The following is a 14842-nucleotide window of genomic DNA, read 5'->3' on the forward strand; positions in this document are numbered from 1 at the left end:
TCAGCACCCCTTCCCCGGCAGCGGCACACAGATCGTGGACAGCGTTGTCGCCGACTGATCGATGGTGACCCCCTGCTGTGCGGCCACCTGCCGCAGATGCGTGGTGAGACCGTCGACGGTCGTGATCATCTCGTCCAGTCGCTGTCCGAGCCGCTGCAATTCCGGTAGTGCCCTGGCGAATTCGTCCACCAGCGGTTGCAGGGTGGTGCGGTAGCCCGGTTCCAGCGCCGCGATGCGGGAAACGAATCGAATCGTCAGCGGGACAGCGGCATTGATCTCGTCGCGCTTGTCGATCAAGATTGTTTCCACCGAGCCGATGTGCCGAATCAGTTCGCCGATGGCGGATTTGCCCGCGTCGATGGTCGACAGATATTCGTCGGCGGCCGAGAGGGCGGCGGCGATATCGGTGCGCTGCTTGTCGAAAATTCCGACAACGGTGTCCATGGCATCGCTCAGGCGGCGAATCGAATCCGGATTGTCGGCCAGCGACCGCCGGACAGCCGCCAGATTGCGGCGCAGCGCATCGCCGTCCACCCGCTCGACCGGTGCGGCCGCGTCTTGGAAGGTCCGCATCAGACTGTACGGCAGCCGCACCCGATCGGCCGGGATAGGCTGCGCGCCAAGTGGTTTCGATCCGGCTGGTGTCATCGCGAGGTAATGTCCGCCGACGGCGGTGAGCATACGAATGTCGAGTGTGCTGGCGTCACCGACGAAGACCTGGTGATCCACGGTGAAGCGCATGCGTACCTGATCGGGCAGTAACTCCAGGCCGGTGACCGACCCTACCGTTATCCCGGCCACCCGCACCTCGTCGCCGACCTGTACCGAACCTGCCTCGGACAACAATGCGGTGTAGCTCGACTTACCCAGCGGCAGAACATATAACACCGCGCACACCACCAGCAGCGCCACGACGGCCAGCACACCGAGCACACCCCAGCGCAGCTCCCGGCCCGAGTCGTCGCGCAGGTGACGGGTGAAACCGCTTGTCAGCGTTGGCATATCGTGATCCTCCGCCCATCGATCAGCAGGGCCAGCGGCGCGGGCAGCGATGCCGGGCCGTGGCTACAGATCGACGCCGCGCCCGCGCTCAGCCCATCGAGCGTCTGGAGCAATCCGGGTAGCCGGGCGAGCACATCGCGGGCGGCCGCCGGGTCCGGCAGGGCGGCACGCAGGATCCGGTCCACATCGGTGTCGGCGCCCGGGCTCAGGCCGAGGCGGGCGGCGAGGTCGTCCAAGGGTTGCAGCACCGGCGGAATGGTTTCCGCATAGTCGACCACCCCCTGCAATTTCTGCTCCAATGAGGCGAAGACATCGGCCAATCCGCTGATGATCGTGACCATATGCGGGGATCGCCCGGTCAGCGCATCCGACATCTCGCGCAGGTTGCGGATCAAGGTGGAGATCACCGTCTGCCGGTCGCTGACGTAGGCCGACAGCTGCTCGATGGCGTTCAGCGCCTGCCCGAGACCGGAACCGTCACCCTCCAGCACGGCCAGCATGCTCTCGGCGAACCGGTTGATCGCATCCGGTGACACCCCGGCCAGAATCGGCTGCAGGCCGTCGAACAGGGCGGTGATATCGAAGGACGGGACGGTGTGGTCCGCGCCGATCGTCGCGCCGGATGCGAGCCGCGCGCCCGCCCGCGCGGGCGGGCGCACCTCGAGATAGCGCTGCCCGGCCAGGGTTTGGTAGCGGATGGCCAGCGTGCTGCCCTCGAACATCGCGTGCGCCCGCTGAATGCTGAACCGCACCTTCGCGTTCGCGCCGTCCAGGGCGAGCGACTCGACCTTGCCGACCGGCAGCCCGTACATGCGCACGTCGTCGCCGGCGTGTAATCCGTTGGCATCGGTGAAGATCGCGGTATACCCATCGACCGCACCGACGACCGGACGGCGGATGACCTGCACGATCAGCATCAGCAGCACGATCATGACCGCCGCGAAAACGCCTATCCGCCAGGCGAATCGGAACGAGCTCATCGGCCGCCTCCCGCGCCGAGCAGCGGCACGGCGACGGCGGGAACACCGCGCAGCGCCACCTCGACATTCAGCACCGGCCCGCCGGGACCGTCGGTGAAAGCGCTGTCGAGCCGGTCGAGGAGCTGTCGAATCTCGGTGGCGGACCGCCCGGGTGCGGGCACGGTGGCGGCCAGCGCCCGCAGCAGCGGAGCCACCAGTTCCGAATAGGGCCCGAACGCGCGTTGCGCGGCCGATCCGGCGCGACCGACCGACGGCACGATCTGCTCGGTGATGATGTCGACCGACCGGTCGAACAGCGCGCGATCCTCGCGCAGCACCGGAATGTTCGAAAAGCTTTCCAGCAGTGTGACACTGCCGCCCAGCAACGAGGCCATCCCCTGGAGGGCGGAAGCGTACTGCGCGATCAGGTAGGACGGCGCGTATCGCTGACCGTCGACGACCGTGCGGGTCGTGGCAACGATCACCTGCAAAAGCGGTGCGACCGAGTCCAATTCGGTGCTCATCCGATTCAGCGACGAAGTGAGCTCGGGAGTCGCCAACTGTCCGGCGGTGGCGGCCAACTGCTCGAGCAGCCGACCCATGGTCGCATCGACGACCCGGCCGGTCGCGGACAGATCGATGACCTCGCCGTCGCGCAGCGGGTGGCCGCCGGACCCGGGCCGCAGCGCGATTCGGCTGATGCCGAACAGATTTCCCGGCGAGAACCGCAGGGCGAAGGTATCCGTCAGTTCGGCCGCCGCCGAGGGTGTGAGTGCCAGCGTCAGCCGTTGCCGCCCCGGCGCGACGACCTCGATACCGTCGATTCGCCCCGCGGGCACCCCGTCGAGTTCGACCGCCGAGCCGGCGCCGATTCCGCCCCCGATCCGCGTGGTCAACACCTGCACCCGCACCCGTCCGTCGGAACGAGTGTGCGCGTAATGCACCGCACCCGTGCCGATTACGGCCCCGACCAAGAGGGCCGCGAATCCACGCCGGAGCGCACCACCGCGGGTGATGGCGGATCCCGGCATTCCGTATCTGGGCATCGCGTCACCCCGTGAACTGAATCGAGGAACCGACGCCCCACAGCGCGACAGTGAGCACCATGTCCAAGGCGATGATGGTGACAAAGCTGGCCCGCACCGCCCGCCCGGCGGCGATACCGACGCCCTCGGGGCCACCCGCGGCGAAAAAGCCTTGGTAGCAATGGATCAGGATGATCGCGGTGACGAACACCAGCACCTTGATCACCGCGGCGATCATGTCCCAGCCGGATACGAACTGAAAGAAGTAGTGGTAGTAGACGCCGCTGGACTGCCCGTGCACGGTGACGACCACGACGGCGCAGCTCAGATAGGCCAGGATCAGCGCGACCAGGAAGGTGGGCACGATCGCGACGGCCCCGGCGATCACCCGGGTGCTGACCACGAACGGAATCGACCGTAGGCCAAGGGATTCCAATGCATCGATCTCCTCGGAGATGCGCATCGCGCCGATCTCGGCGGTCATCCGGCAGCCCGCCTGCGCGGCGAAACCCACCCCGGCCGCGATCGGCGCCAGCTCGCGAGTGTTGGCGAAGGAGGAGATGATCCCGGTCAACGGGCCCATGCCGAGCAGATCCAGCAGCGCGAACGCCTCGATACCCGTTCCCGCCCCCATCACGACGCCCAGCACCATCAGCGTCGGCACGGTGCCGCCGCCGACGATGATCGAACCCTTCCCCCATGTCATATCCGTGATCAACCGGACCGTCTCGCCGCGATAGTGCCGCAGCGTCAACGGAATCGAGCGCAGCACCTGCCACCCGAAATCGAGTGCGAAGCCGATGCTCTCCACCGCGCGGGGAACCGCCGCACCGACCCGCGCCGCCCGATACAGCGGCCGCACCGCCCTGGGGACGTAACCGGCGGCGCTCATGCGAACCGCACCGGCAGAAACATCGTGACCAGCTGCGTCAGCGCCAGATCGACCACCGCGATCGACACCACCGACAGCACCACCGCGGCATTGACGCCGTCGGCGACGCCGCGCGGGCCGCCCTTGGCCTCGAGCCCCCGCTGGCACGCGACGATCACCACCAGGAAGCCGAACAGCACCGACTTCGCCAGCGACACCCAGACATCGGCGACCACGGCGAACGATCCGAAGGTCAACCAGTAGCTGCCGGATGTGACTCCCTGCGCCGTCACGGCGATGGCGTAGCCGGAGGCGATGCCGACGAAGATGATCAGGATATTCAGCAGCGGGGCCACGATCACCATGGCGACCATGCGCGGAATCACCAGCCGGTGAACGGGATTCAGCCCCATCACCCGCAGCGCGTCGATCTCCTCACGAATGGTGCGCGCCCCGAGGTCCGCCGCGATCGCCGACGCCCCCGCCCCGCCGAGCAGCAGACCGGTCGCCATCGGCGCGCCCTGCTTGATCACGCCCAGCCCACCCGCCGCGCCGATCAGCGAATCCGCGCCGAGCTGATGGATCAGATTGCCGACCTGAACCGACACGATCACGCCGAACGGAATCGCCATCAGCACCGCGGGAACGGCGGTGACGGTGATCAGATACCAGCACTGCCGCAGCATCTCCCGCCATTGGAAGCGGCGGCGGACCAGATCCGCGACCGCGCCGCGGACCGATTCCACGGCCAGCAGCACAGCGCGCCCGTAGGTCCGCAGGCTCGCGATGCCGGTGTCGGAGAGGTTCTTCCGGAAGACGCCCGCGGCGGAGGGACGCGGTGGTGATGTCGCCGTGGGTGTTGCCATACGCCGCTCCTTCGATCAATCACTGAGACTGTAATGGCAAAGTGTCCGGCTGTTCGTGAAATCGCAGAACCCAACCGGTCAGGCTCGGAACATGAAGTTTGACCAGCTCCAAGCGTTTCAGATCGAGCGAGCCCGCGACGCAGTGAGTGAGCGGACGGCCGGTTCTCGCAAACCTACTCAGACGCTATTGACCGGTGTTGTTACACAGATCTAAATTTGATTCACCATTACACCCGTCGGTGTCGGTCCCGGTGACCGAGCCGCCGGGGCTCGACGAAAGGCGACCGATGCGGACGCTCCATCATCTGGGCCCATCTCCCGAACACCCCCGCTACCAGGCACTATTGCCGGAATTCTGGGACAAGGTCGGACAGCAGCAGAAGGAAGCCGTCGATCACGGCTACCCGCTCGCGGGCCTGCTGGAGTTCGGGCAGGCGTGGTTCGGCGCCTGGGCCGCCCAGAGCCTGGACCGGCTCCGCGACTGTATGGCGCCGGACTGCGATTTCATCGACAGCTCCACCTTCCAGAACATCCGCATCGGCCGCGAGGAAACCCTCGCCAACTGCGCGGCCTGCTTCGGGGCCTTCCCGGACATGGCGTTCTATCCGCAGGACGACAGCCTGCGCTCGCTGCCCTACGGCGACTACTCGCACGGGCAGTTGCGGGTCGCGATCCCCTGGCGCGGCATCGCGCGCTGGACCGGGCCGCTGCGGCTGCCCGGCACCGACATCGTGTTCCCGCCGACCGGTCGCTGCCTCAACTTCATCGGCGTCGACCGATACCTGCTGACCGACGACTTCCGGATCACCCATATCGATACCGACTGGGACCTGCTGTTCATGGGATTACAACTGTCCCCCTTGGGAATTCGCACACCGCGCCTCGGGTATCTGAAGGCCGCCTCGCTGGCGGCGCGGGCGGTGGTGCCCCTGGCGCGCGGCGCGGGTCGCGGCGGGACGGACGGCCATCGCCGGTTCGACCTCCCGCTGCCGAGCATCACTCGACTCGAGCAATGGCAGGGCGCCGATGCGGAGGCGACGGCATGAACCCGCACGCTCGTCCCGAAAGCACCGCCGATCCCGAGAAATCAACTCGCCGAGTCGATGCGTTTCCCGGCATTTCGGCCCAACCGGCTACCGTGCCGCGTCGCCGCCGTCGGCTGAGCACGTTCGGCCGGACCATCGACCCGGCGATACCGGGACCGAAGGGGCGGCCCGTCATCGGTCTGTTACCCGAATTCCGCAGGGACCCTTTCGAATCCGTGCGCGGATGGGCCCGCGAATACGGTGACGTGTTCCACGTGCCGCTTCCGGTGTGGAACCTGGTCATGGTCAATCACCCGGATCTGGTCACCGAGGTGATGAACAATCGGGAGGGTCGCTACAGCATGATCGGCCCCGGCGAAAAGCCGATCGCCATGACCGTCGGATCCGCCCTGCCGATGATGGAGGGCGAGCGGTTCCGCAAACGCCGCCGCATGCTCACCCCGATGTTCGGCCGAAAACACTTGGCGCGCATCGCCGATACCATCGTCGACGAGTTCACCCGCCGCATCGAACGCTGGGATCGATATGCCGATACCGGTGAGATCGTGGATCTACAGCACGAGATCGCGCAGGTGACGCTGCCCGCGTTCCTGCGAGCCATGTACAGCACCCGACCCGACGATAAGCGGATCGACCAGGCGGATCACGACATCCGGTTGCTCATGCGGACGGTGGCCTTCGCGGTATTCCTCTCCGGGCCGCCCAATCCGCTGCCGATCGGCGCAAACAGCCTGCCGCTCACCCTGTTTCGGTTGACGAGGCTCGTCGATGGGCTCGTCGCGGAGCGCGTGCTCCATCCGAGCGATGACACCGACCTGCTGGGGCTGCTGCTGGACATCCGCTACGACGACGGCACCGGGCTCAGCCGCCGTGACCTGCGGGTCGAACTGATCGCGCTGATGGGCGGCGGGTACGAGACCGTCGTCTCCTCCCTGTCGCACACGCTGGCCCAGCTGTGCATCAATCCCGAACCGGCGCAGCGACTTTACGATGAGATCGACGGATTAGGCGGGGCCGCACCGACTCTCGACGATCTTTCGCGGTTGACCTGGGCCAAGGCGTGTTTCGACGAGGGCCAACGCCTACAGGGCCACCCGATGAACCCACGACTGGCCATGCGCGACAGCGAACTCGGCGGATTCCAGATCCCGGCAGGCACTTTGGTCGGCACACCGGTCTATACCCTGCACCGCGACGAACGGTGGTGGAAGGACCCGGACGTCTACGATCCCACCCGCTTCACCGACCCGTCGCATCCGGCGCGACCGAACAACGCGTTCATACCCTTCGGCGCGGGTCCGCACCACTGCATCGGTTCGGGCATGGCCTATATGAACGCGCAGTTCCTGCTCGCGCTGATCTTCCAGCGGTACCGGCTCGAGACCCCGGCGGGCTGGAAACCCAAGCACGCCTCCACCTTCTCCATCACCCTCGACGGCGGCCTGCCCGTCCGGATCTCCCGGAGAACGGCATGAGCCCGGCCCACGTCGAGGTCGATCAGAACGTCTGCCAGTCGGCCGGGTACTGCATACGCACGGCGCCGACGGTCTTCGCCGCCGATGCCGACGGCATCGTCGCGCTCCGCGACGGAGACCACCTGACCGCCGGACCGATCGAAATACCCGAGGACCGAACCGAATTGGTCGATCGGGCGGCCTGGGACTGCCCGGCCGCCGCCATCACGATCAGCTGATTCCACCGCTTGCCTTGCGGCACAAGGAGATACAACGATGTTCGGTCCCGGATCGCTATTCTACGAAAGTTACGGCGATCGCCGCGGCTACCTGGTCGCGCCGGTCGAAGGGCTGCTGCAATTGATGTACCCGGCCCTCGGTCGCGGCGTGGAACAACATTCGGCGTTCTACGGCGAACCACTGCAACGGCTGTTCCGCTCGGTGCCACAGATACAGGGCACCATCTTCGACGGTCGCGCCGCCACCGAAACCGCCCATCGGATAAGGGAATTCCATCGCGACATCAAAGGCGCCATGCCCGACGGCAGCCGCTATCACGCCCTGGATCCGGAAACCTACTTCTGGGCGCACGCCACCTTCATCGACGCGGCCTTCCGCGCCACTGACCTGTACTTCGCCCGGCCGTACAACGCCGAGGAAAAGGCCGCGGTCTATCGCGAGGGCGTGCGGTGGTGGCGCATGTACGGTCTGAGCGAGCGGGTGGTGCCGCCGACCTACGGCGACTTCCGCGACTACTGGGATCACATGCTGCACAACGTGATCCAACCAACCCCCGCGGCCACCGAGCTGGTGCGCTTCTTCCGCGAACCCGGATCGATGCCCCAACCCTGGGTGCCGCGATGGCTGTGGCGTTCGACCGGGCCGCTGACCGGCCTGGCCTGGTTACAGGTCGGCGCGGGCGCCCTGCCGCCGGTGGTGCGCGAAATGTTCGACATCCCGTGGACGAAAGCCAATCAGCTCGCCTTCGATACCTTCCGCAAGACCGTCGCCTACACCTGGCCGGTGCTGCCTTACCGGCTGCGGATTACACCCCGGGCCCGCGCCGCCTACCGGCGCGACGGTCGGCTGGGGATCGACGCGGCCCGTCGACGCGTACACGCCCACACCTCCGCCGCCTGACCCGCCCCTGCGCGGTCGAGAAACGAGAAATCATGATCCACGAGCTTCTGGACAAATACTTCCTCGCGCCACCGGTCGATACGGTCACCCAATATCCGCTGTTCACGGTGCTGGCCTCGGCGCTGCTGGTGGTGATATCGCTGCTGTTCGGCATCGGCCACACCCTGGTGACCAAGAGCCCGCTGTATTTCTGTTCCGCGGTGGCCGGGTGGACGCTGTACCCGTTCTTCGTCGAACCCATCGCCGACCACTTCCTCGCCGTCTGGTATCCGAGCAATCACTACGTCGCTGCCACCATGTTCGACCGGCCGATCCCCTGGTTCGTCGTGCTCTTCTACGCCGGTGGCATACCGCTGGTCTCCGTGCTCGCCTACGAGATCGTCCGGCACGGCCTGCCCGCCCGCTATCTGCTGGGCCTGGTCGCATTCGTCACCGTCATCGAGATTCCGATCGAAGTGGTTGCCGGGCAATTCAATTGGATGGTCTACTACGGCAATCACGCGGTGATCCTGCGGGAGCCGATCTACTGCGTGCCGCAGAACGGCGGCATGTTCGCCGTCGTCGCCTGGGTGCTGGCCTGGTTGATTCCGCGAACCCGCGGCTGGCGTTGGGTTTTCGTGCCCTTCGCGGTCGCCGCCGTCCTGCCGGTCTTCGCGCTGGTCGCGACCTTCCCGGCCTATATCGCCATCGCCGACCACGCGGGCCCCACCGTCGGCTGGGCCGCCGGAATTCTGTCCACCGTGCTGAATGCCGCGGTCGTCGTCGCCTGCGTCTACTCGCCCACCCTGCAACGCCTGCGGCGCAACACTTCCCAGAGCCGGGTGATCGAACCAACCACTGCGACGGTTCGATAGACGCTGACCGCTACAGATCGATGATCAGCCGGGTGAGCGGCCCGGGTTCGGCGATGCACAGCCGCACCGTGCATCGCCCCGGGCCGGACAGGATCGATGCGGGGATCGCGGCCGAGGCGAATTCCGCTCCGAGCACGGTGGTTTCGCAGGTTCCGCAGATTCCGGTCCGGCACATCGAGTCCACCGCGATACCATGGTCCTCCAACGCTTCCAAGGCGGTCGATTCCGGTGGCACCCGCACCGTGACACCTGTTCGGCGCAGTTCCAGGTTCATCGGATCGGACACCGTGCCGGACCGTCCGCAGTGCCGTCGTGATGGTCGTATGGCGTGTCACGAATCCCGGCGCGTTCGGCGAGGAGCCTGGTGATGCGGGTGTTGAGCCGCCACGCCGGATCATCGCCGTCGGTTCTGCGCGTCATCCGCCATCGGGCGCCGGGCAGCCGATCGTCGACCGCGCGCAACCACACGTTCGCGGTGGACGCCACGGCGGCCAACGTCACCCAGAGCTGGATCGGTACCGACCGCAACGGTGTGTCGGAGATCAGGGTTCGTACCAGATCCTCGCTGCTGTAGTAGGCCAGCATGCCCAGCAGCGGAGCGGTCGCCCCGGCCGCGAGCCGGGTACGAATCCCACTGCCGCGCAAGCGTTTCGTCGCCGCACCGGCCATCGTGCCGGTCCATTCCGGCGCGACCCCCGCGGTGGCCACCATGTAGTCGGACATCTCCATGCCCGCCAGCGCGGTGTGCGGGATCAGCTCCTCGGCGACACCGAAAACGTATGCGATATAAGCCCAGTAGTGCATCGCGGCATCGAATTGGGCTGTGCTGAACCGGCGGCCGTGTACATGGTCGAAGCACATCGGCGAGATGCCGAAGGTGACCGCGGCGCCCATCATGGTGGCATTGGAGATCGGATTGCCGTGCCGCGCGAAATGCTCTTCACCCCAAGCCTTTCGGAGACCGGACCGGACCTGCGCGTGCATGAGCCGGACCCGCACGGTGTCCTTGAACACCGGTGACCAGCGGTCCATGCACCCGGGACGGGTGACGTTCCAGAACCAGGTCGAGGTTTCGAGATTGCGCCGGTACGGGTCGTTGACGAACCGACCGGTGGCACCGGTCGCCGAGGCCACCTCCGCGCCGACGAAAGTGCCCATGAAATCCTGCACTCCCATCGCGAGCTTGCCCGCGGTGGACACGTTGAGCCATAGCCGGCGCCCGTATTCCCACAGCTCCGGATCGAACCAATCCGGTGGATTGTCCAGCTGTTCGAACAGCGTCACCAGTTCCGGCGGCGGGTCGGCGATCGCATCGATACCGTGGTCGAGGGCTCGATCGAACATCCGCCGACCGCGCGCGGTACCGATCCGGCGGAACGCGGCGACCACGCCGTCCATCGCCTCGTCGCCCTGCCAGAGATGGTCGGCCATCATGCGGGTGCGCGGGGTGTCGGCCGGGGTCGGTCGCACATCGATCCAGGGGGACAACATCTTTCGCCGCGGCGCGAACCAGAGCTCGGAAGCTGTCGCGCGCGGCGGCGGTGGACGCAGTGCCATGCCGGGCCGGTAGTAGTAGTCGAAAGGATGGGCCGCGGCCGGTGTTTCGGTGGAGTGCATCGTCAGAATCCCGTCGCCTGCCGGAATCTCGTCACCGGGTCGGCGCCGAAATCCGCGTGCACCGGGCAGTAGTGCTTCGGATCGTGCCGGAATTCCGGTGCGGGCCAATATAATTCCGGCGCTTCCGGCGGCGGCAGGGTAGCGGGACGCTTCCCGGCCGCGCGTCGGCGTCCGGCACGGATGCGCGGTGCGAAGTACTTCACCTCGTCGGGCGTGATCGCGTTCATCGCCGAGAACAGGCGACAGATCCGGTCGAAACGACGCTGGTCGCGATCGGTCCACCGGAATCCCATCGTCCGCCGGATAGCGGGATCGCACAGTCCGATCGTGACGAACTTGTAGAATCCGGAGCCTGCCGGGCGAGCCACCCACTCCCACAACGGTTTCGGCATGCGACGCAGTATGGGGAAGATCGGTACCGGCGCGTTGTCGGCGAGATGCCAGACATCCCATGCCGCTTTGGTCGGCTCCAACATGTTCTCGCACATGTCGTTCCAGTACTGCTGGAATTCCGGCCAGCTCCGCGGCACCACCCGCATGCTCATGCCGTACATCTCGTACCACTGATACTGCTCACGCCACAGCTGCTCTTTCTGCGCCGCGGTCAGCCCGCCCATGAAAAGGTCGCCCGCGCGCAGGGTTTCCATGAAGAACACCGCGTGCGCCCAATAGAAGGTGCCGGGGTCGAGGGCGTGATAGCGGCGGCCCTCGGCATCGATCCCCTTGATATCGCGGTGGTGGTCGACGATTTCCCGTGCCGTTTCCCTGGCGCGTGAGCCGTCGAAAACCACACCGAGAATCGGATACGCCGAGCGGAAGACGCGCTGATAGAACTCATCCTGAATGCGCGAATGGAATTCGACTCCCGCGCCGAGCCCGGGGTGCATATTCTGCACCATCCCCAGGAAGAGGCCCGTCGGCGCGAAGTACAGCGATCCGAAGATCTGCCAGGTCAGCGAGTCGGGTCCGAGCGGTGTCGGCTGCTGGCGGGCCACGCTGCCCGCATGTAACATCATGACAATATTGTCTCGAGGTAAATAGCTCGCCTTCAATTCGCATTCGAGGGATATGGCCGCACGACGCCCCGCCGCCACGCGCAAGATCCCGCGCCAGCAGCGTTCCCGCGAGATGGTGCGCCGGATCATCGACGCCGGTCAGGCCGTCCTCATCGACCACGGATACGAGGGAGCGTCGACCAATCGCATCGCCGCGGCCGCCGACATCAGCCCGGGGTCGCTCTACCAGTACTTCCCGAACAAGGATGCGATCATCGCCGCGGTCATCGACCGATACCACGCGGAGCTCACCGCCCGCATCGGCGACAGCGTCATGGCAGGCCTCACCCAACCACCCGAAATCGCTGGGCCCACGGCGATCGCCGCCCTGCTCGACGCGCTGAGCGAACACCCTCGGCTCCTGCGCGCGGTCGTCGAACATACGCCCCGGCTCGACTCCGCCCACACCGTGCACGCCTTCGAACACCAGATCGGTGAGATCGCCCGAGCCGCCTTGCGCATGCGCAAACAATCCCTACCCGACGATATCGATGCCGACGCGACGGCCTGGCTACTGGTGCGCGCCGTCGAACACCTCACCATCCGCTACGTCCTGGACCGGCCGCCCATCCCCCGCGACCGATTTCTCACCGATATCACCAGGCTGATCAGCAATTTCTTCCTCACCGCGCCGCCATCGACCCAGACCGCGTGGTAATCGCGAACAAAACGCGAGCGCTTCCTCGCATTCGGGTGCGGCACCCGTCCGGACCGGCAGCGATCGAGCCGAATCGCCGATGGTCCGGCGGCGAGGATTCCGGCGACACCGCACCGTACCCTGCTCGGGTGGCCCCAGTCGCTCCACGAACCCTCAGCCTGCCGGACCGCGCGATATGCATTGCCGAATACGGCGATCCGACAGGCGATCCGGTGCTTTACAACCACGGCGTACCCGGTTCGCATATCGAGGCGATCGCCTTCGACGAGGCGGCCGCGGCGGCGAAACTGCGCATTATCGCGATCGATCGTCCAGGGATCGGGGGTTCCCCGCCGGTGCCCCTTCGACGAGTTGTCCAGTGGGCCGATGTCGTTGCCGCGCTGGCCGATCGGCTCGGGCTGGATCGGTTCGCGGTCGTCGGGGTCTCCGGCGGCGGCCCATATGCGCTTGCTTGCGCGCACAATCTGGCCGACCGCGTCACCGCGGCGGTGGTGGTCAGCTCCATCGCGCCCCTCGACGATATTCCTGGGCAGCGACGTGGCAGTTTGGCGATGCTGCGGCGGTTTCCGTTCATGGCGCGACCCGTTGCCGCGCGAATGGCCGCACAGATCCGCAAACCCGGCGGTGTCGCCGCGACCATCGCCCGGATGGCGCCGGTAGATCGTGCGCGGGTAACCGCCGATCCGCGGCTGGCCACCGAACTCGAGACCAACATCGGCGAGGCATTCCGCCAAGGCGGCCGCGGCTTCGCCATGGACCTGCGGTTATTGTTCACTCGCCCATGGGGTTTCCGCCTCGCCGACATCACGGTGCCGGTCCGTATCTGGCACGGCGCCGCCGACCACAATGTGCCCGTATCCGATGGCCGTCGACTCGCAGCCCTCTTATCGAACAGTCGAATCGATATCGTCTCCGATGCCGGACACCTACTGTTCATCGACCACACCGCCGCGATCCTCGAATCGGTCCGCATCGGCGACGCTGATCGACCATGACCTCAGTCGGCGCTCATTCGCACAGGCTGGTCCCGATCGAGGCCAACGCCTCGGTGAATGCCGTCGATACCGAATCGGGATCCTCCCGGATCGTCACCGACATCGCGAGACGGCGGCCGCCGTCAGCGGTGCTCAACAATTCGGAGAGGTAGCCGTGGATTCCGCCGTCGTGCCCGACGACCTCGCAGTTCGGCCGCACTCGCAGCACCCCGAGCCCGAGGCCGTACCCGGCCGACTTCTTCGGCTCCGGAACGGGCGTGCGCATCATGTCGAGCAGATTCGGCGCCAGCAACCGGCCACCGAGCAGCGCCGTCATGAAACGGTCGAGATCGGCTGTGGTGGAGATGATTTCGCCCGCCGATCCGCCCCACGACGGGTTCAGCTCGGTGATATCGGCCAGTTCGTCTTTTCCGTCGCGCTGATAGAGGTAGTAGCCGTGGGCGTGCGGATCCGGGATATGCGGATCCTCCCCCGGCAGCCAGGTGCTCCACAACCCGAGCGGCACAATGATTCTCCCGTAGATCTGCCATGCGTACGGTGTGCCGGTGAGCCTTTCGATGAGGAGTCCGGCGAGAATGTAGTCGGTGTTCGAGTACCGCCACTGTGCGCCGGGCGCGAACCGCGCCGGTCTGGCCAGCGCGAAGCGGGCCAGTTCGCCGAGGGTGTACCCGCGCAGCTTGTTGTCGACGAATTCCGCACCCCGCAACGGGATTCCGGCCTCCTCGGTGCCGTCGGGATTCGTTTCGCCGGTGTAGTCGAACAGTCCGCTGGTGTGCTGCAACAGCATTCGCACGGTGATCCGCGGATCGATGCCGTATTCGGGAAGGTGGTCGCGCACCGGATCGTCGAGACAGAGCCTGCCCTCGCCGACCAGCTGCAACACCACGGTGGATACGAATATCTTGGTGATGCTGCCGATCCGGAACCGCCCGTCGGTCGACGGCGGCTCCGGCCTACCGATTTCGGCCACACCGGAACTACCCGTCCAATCGCCGGATTCGTCGTGTATCCGCAATTGCACACCCACCGCACCCGCGGCGACGAGGTCGTCCATCGCCCGCCGCAAAGCGGCACGATCGGCGAGCGGCGCGGCCATCGCATCGACACCGCAGAACGCACCCGCCGCCGTCACGATCGCCACGACCAGCAAACACAGACTTCGCCGAACTGCCCTCATCTTCCCTGAATCCCTTCGGGTGGAATGCGATACGCCGGTCGGACAGACAAGATCGGCTCCCCCTGCTCCTCGATCCGGAAGCCGTTGCATCCCAGGTTATCCAGCAAGTCGACGCTTCGCACC

Annotated in this window: 16 protein-coding genes; 7 read left to right on the plus strand and 9 right to left on the minus strand. The window is 66.3% G+C overall.

The window, feature by feature from the left end; all coding sequences use genetic code 11:
• The 5 genes from F5544_RS35675 to F5544_RS35695 are packed head-to-tail and all read right to left on the minus strand — an operon-like array spanning position 1 to position 4723.
• On the minus strand, positions 1–1002 hold the full coding sequence (locus F5544_RS35675; RefSeq protein WP_167477243.1) for an MlaD family protein: 1002 nt from the start codon (positions 1000–1002) through the stop codon (positions 1–3).
• Positions 990–1982, minus strand: a complete 993-nt coding sequence (locus tag F5544_RS35680) for an MlaD family protein (RefSeq protein WP_167477244.1) — start codon at positions 1980–1982, stop codon at positions 990–992. Before F5544_RS35680 ends, F5544_RS35675 begins: the two co-directional genes overlap by 13 nt.
• Positions 1979–3007 carry an MlaD family protein gene (locus tag F5544_RS35685; protein ID WP_167477245.1) on the minus strand — a complete coding sequence of 343 codons (1029 nt, stop codon included), beginning with the start codon at positions 3005–3007 and terminating at the stop codon, positions 1979–1981. The genes F5544_RS35680 and F5544_RS35685 overlap by 4 nt, the downstream gene beginning before the upstream one ends.
• Before the next feature lie 4 nt (positions 3008–3011).
• Positions 3012–3878 (minus strand): MlaE family ABC transporter permease, encoded by an 867-nt coding sequence (locus F5544_RS35690; protein WP_167477246.1) that lies wholly within the window; start codon positions 3876–3878, stop codon positions 3012–3014.
• Positions 3875–4723, minus strand: a complete 849-nt coding sequence (locus F5544_RS35695) for an MlaE family ABC transporter permease (protein WP_167477247.1) — start codon at positions 4721–4723, stop codon at positions 3875–3877. Before F5544_RS35695 ends, F5544_RS35690 begins: the two co-directional genes overlap by 4 nt.
• A gap of 287 nt (positions 4724–5010) precedes the next feature.
• Here F5544_RS35695 and F5544_RS35700 point away from each other — a divergent pair, with 287 nt between their 5' ends.
• The 5 genes from F5544_RS35700 to F5544_RS35720 are packed head-to-tail and all read left to right on the plus strand — an operon-like array spanning position 5011 to position 9217.
• The gene (locus F5544_RS35700) at positions 5011–5769 is read left to right on the plus strand and encodes a nuclear transport factor 2 family protein (protein WP_167477248.1); all 759 of its coding nucleotides are present in this window, start codon (positions 5011–5013) and stop codon (positions 5767–5769) included.
• On the plus strand, positions 5766–7244 hold the full coding sequence (locus F5544_RS35705; protein WP_167477249.1) for a cytochrome P450: 1479 nt from the start codon (positions 5766–5768) through the stop codon (positions 7242–7244). The genes F5544_RS35700 and F5544_RS35705 overlap by 4 nt, the downstream gene beginning before the upstream one ends.
• Positions 7241–7462: a ferredoxin gene (locus F5544_RS35710; protein ID WP_167477250.1), complete on the plus strand. Its 222-nt coding sequence runs from the start codon at positions 7241–7243 to the stop codon at positions 7460–7462. The genes F5544_RS35705 and F5544_RS35710 overlap by 4 nt, the downstream gene beginning before the upstream one ends.
• A 37-nt stretch (positions 7463–7499) precedes the next feature.
• A complete protein-coding gene (locus tag F5544_RS35715) occupies positions 7500–8363 on the plus strand; it encodes an oxygenase MpaB family protein (RefSeq protein ID WP_167477251.1) in 864 nt (287 codons plus the stop codon).
• 32 nt (positions 8364–8395) lie between these two features.
• On the plus strand, positions 8396–9217 hold the full coding sequence (locus F5544_RS35720; protein WP_167477252.1) for a hypothetical protein: 822 nt from the start codon (positions 8396–8398) through the stop codon (positions 9215–9217).
• A 10-nt stretch (positions 9218–9227) separates the two neighbouring features.
• Here the strand turns inward: F5544_RS35720 and F5544_RS35725 are convergent, their stop codons facing one another.
• Genes F5544_RS35725 through F5544_RS35735 form a run of 3 tightly spaced genes read right to left on the minus strand, consistent with a single transcriptional unit; the run spans position 9228 to position 11850 of the window.
• Positions 9228–9503, minus strand: a complete 276-nt coding sequence (locus tag F5544_RS35725) for a 2Fe-2S iron-sulfur cluster-binding protein (protein ID WP_238846825.1) — start codon at positions 9501–9503, stop codon at positions 9228–9230.
• Positions 9488–10834 carry an oxygenase MpaB family protein gene (locus F5544_RS35730; protein WP_167477253.1) on the minus strand — a complete coding sequence of 449 codons (1347 nt, stop codon included), beginning with the start codon at positions 10832–10834 and terminating at the stop codon, positions 9488–9490. The genes F5544_RS35725 and F5544_RS35730 overlap by 16 nt, the downstream gene beginning before the upstream one ends.
• Before the next feature lie 2 nt (positions 10835–10836).
• The gene (locus F5544_RS35735; protein ID WP_203217423.1) at positions 10837–11850 is read right to left on the minus strand and encodes an oxygenase MpaB family protein; all 1014 of its coding nucleotides are present in this window, start codon (positions 11848–11850) and stop codon (positions 10837–10839) included.
• Positions 11851–11902: 52 nt separating this feature from the next.
• Between F5544_RS35735 and F5544_RS35740 the strand changes: the two genes are divergently transcribed.
• Positions 11903–12547 carry a TetR/AcrR family transcriptional regulator gene (locus tag F5544_RS35740; RefSeq protein WP_238846826.1) on the plus strand — a complete coding sequence of 215 codons (645 nt, stop codon included), beginning with the start codon at positions 11903–11905 and terminating at the stop codon, positions 12545–12547.
• A gap of 128 nt (positions 12548–12675) precedes the next feature.
• Complete coding sequence (locus F5544_RS35745) at positions 12676–13542, plus strand: alpha/beta fold hydrolase (protein ID WP_167477254.1); 867 nt, start codon at positions 12676–12678, stop codon at positions 13540–13542.
• A gap of 13 nt (positions 13543–13555) precedes the next feature.
• Here F5544_RS35745 and F5544_RS35750 read toward each other — a convergent pair whose 3' ends face one another.
• Entirely contained in the window at positions 13556–14683 is a 1128-nt protein-coding gene (locus F5544_RS35750; RefSeq protein WP_167477255.1) for a serine hydrolase domain-containing protein, read from the minus strand.
• Positions 14684–14842: the final 159 nt, after the last annotated feature.

Source organism: Nocardia arthritidis (assembly GCF_011801145.1).
Taxonomy (GTDB): domain Bacteria; phylum Actinomycetota; class Actinomycetes; order Mycobacteriales; family Mycobacteriaceae; genus Nocardia; species Nocardia arthritidis_A.

Coding starts and splice junctions, on each gene's coding strand:
- F5544_RS35735 (WP_203217423.1), bottom strand. CDS start 11,850: ATGATGTTACATGCGGGCAGCGTGGCCCGCCAGCAGCCGACACCGCTC.
- F5544_RS35695 (WP_167477247.1), bottom strand. CDS start 4,723: ATGGCAACACCCACGGCGACATCACCACCGCGTCCCTCCGCCGCGGGC.
- F5544_RS35685 (WP_167477245.1), bottom strand. CDS start 3,007: ATGCCCAGATACGGAATGCCGGGATCCGCCATCACCCGCGGTGGTGCG.
- F5544_RS35675 (WP_167477243.1), bottom strand. CDS start 1,002: ATGCCAACGCTGACAAGCGGTTTCACCCGTCACCTGCGCGACGACTCG.
- F5544_RS35715 (WP_167477251.1), top strand. CDS start 7,500: ATGTTCGGTCCCGGATCGCTATTCTACGAAAGTTACGGCGATCGCCGC.
- F5544_RS35705 (WP_167477249.1), top strand. CDS start 5,766: ATGAACCCGCACGCTCGTCCCGAAAGCACCGCCGATCCCGAGAAATCA.
- F5544_RS35710 (WP_167477250.1), top strand. CDS start 7,241: ATGAGCCCGGCCCACGTCGAGGTCGATCAGAACGTCTGCCAGTCGGCC.
- F5544_RS35730 (WP_167477253.1), bottom strand. CDS start 10,834: ATGCACTCCACCGAAACACCGGCCGCGGCCCATCCTTTCGACTACTAC.
- F5544_RS35720 (WP_167477252.1), top strand. CDS start 8,396: ATGATCCACGAGCTTCTGGACAAATACTTCCTCGCGCCACCGGTCGAT.
- F5544_RS35700 (WP_167477248.1), top strand. CDS start 5,011: ATGCGGACGCTCCATCATCTGGGCCCATCTCCCGAACACCCCCGCTAC.
- F5544_RS35740 (WP_238846826.1), top strand. CDS start 11,903: ATGGCCGCACGACGCCCCGCCGCCACGCGCAAGATCCCGCGCCAGCAG.
- F5544_RS35680 (WP_167477244.1), bottom strand. CDS start 1,982: ATGAGCTCGTTCCGATTCGCCTGGCGGATAGGCGTTTTCGCGGCGGTC.
- F5544_RS35690 (WP_167477246.1), bottom strand. CDS start 3,878: ATGAGCGCCGCCGGTTACGTCCCCAGGGCGGTGCGGCCGCTGTATCGG.